General features: G+C 64.5%; 1 pseudogene. It reads left to right on the forward strand.

Annotation, left to right across the window (positions count from 1 at the left end):
- Nucleotides 1–1,621: pseudogene (locus tag FH608_RS51105) on the forward strand (DNRLRE domain-containing protein); the annotation flags it as partial.

A 1,621-nucleotide genomic window follows, 5' to 3' on the forward strand; every position in this document is an offset into this window, starting at 1 on the left:
GCCGCTGACTGCGGCTGAGGTGGTGGGGCATTACGCGGCCCGGACGGGCGCAGCGCACAAACTCACCAAGGTCACACTGCCGTCCGGCCGGGTGTGGGCGGTCAACACCTATGACGACAAGACGGATCGGATCGCTACCCACGTCGATCGCAACGGCGGCACCTGGAAGGTCGGTGCCATCGGTGTGGAGCAGGAGTCCGGTGAGGCGCAGGTGACGGTGACCGACCCGGACGACAAGAGTCTGGTGTACTTGTATGACGCTTGGCGCGGTTACCGGATCCGTGGGGAGACCGATCAGCTCGGTTACACCACCTGGCATGAGTACGATCAGGCGGGCTTTCTGACGAAGGTGATCGATAAGAACGATATCGCCAACGAGATTTACCAGGATAAGCGGGGTAACACGTTGGGCCGGCAGTACTGCCGGGCGCCGGGGGAGTGTGCGATCGAGTTCTGGTCGTACTACTTGAATGAGGATGATCCGTTCGATCCGCGTAATGACCAGGTGATCGCGTATCGGGATGGCCGGTCGGCGAGCGACATCGACCCCACCTTCGCCACCTTGACCGAGTACAACAGTTACGGGGAGCAGATCGAGCAGACAACGCCGGCGACCGAGGATTTCCCGCAGGGCCGCTCGACCGGCATCGCCTACACCGACGGCAGCGAGGCGGCGGTGGGTGGCGGCAGCACCCCGGCTGGTCTGGTGAAGAGCAAGACCGACGCCCGCGGCAGCACGTGGAGCTACCGTTACACCGCGGCCGGTGATCTGGCCGAGCAGACCAGCCCCGAAGGGCTGGTCGTCAAGCTGGACTACGACGCTTTGGGCCGGATGACGGCCAGCACGCGCCTTTCGCAGGCAGTCCCGGACGGGGCGAAGATGACCTACGCCTACGACGGTCGGAGCCGCTTGGTCTCCAGCACCGCTCCGGGTGTGAAGAACGAGATCAGCGATGTCACGCACACCGCGCAGACCCGCACCGCCTATGGCCCGGACGGCAATGTGCTGTCGCAGACGATCGCCGATCTGACCGGCGGCGAGCCGGAGCGCACTACCACGTTCACTTATGACGAGTATGGCCGCCAGGATTCGGTCACCGACCCCGAGGGCGGGATTGTCCGGCAGGAGTGGAACGAGCGCGGCCAGGTCGTCCGCACGACGGATGCGCGTGGCACGGTGATCGAGCAGGGTTACAGCGATCGTGGTGAGCTGACCTCGAGCACGTTGAAGGGCTGGACGGGCAGCCCGGTCAACCCGCAGCAGGCCCAGGACGTGCTGCTGGAGAGCCGTGGCTACGACCCGGGCGGTCGCCTGATCTCTATGGTGGACGTGATGGGCCGCAAGTCCACCAATGTGTATTGGATGGATAACCGGGTCAAGGAGCAGATCGCCGACGACGCCAAGCTCAACGGCTCTGCCACGGCGCGAGATGTGACGGTCAAGGCGGAGGAGTACGACCCGGCCGGCAACCTGGTTGAGCAGATGACCGGCAACGGCATCACGACTACGATCTTCGAGTATGACGAGGCTGGCCGGCTCATGGTGCAGGTACTCGATCCGCGCTCAGGCTCGAATCCGGATGGGCTGGAGCGTGTGACCGAGTTCGGCTACGACGCCAAC

The sequence above is a fragment of the Nonomuraea phyllanthi genome, from assembly GCF_006334985.2.
Classification (GTDB): Bacteria; Actinomycetota; Actinomycetes; order Streptosporangiales; family Streptosporangiaceae; genus Nonomuraea; species Nonomuraea phyllanthi.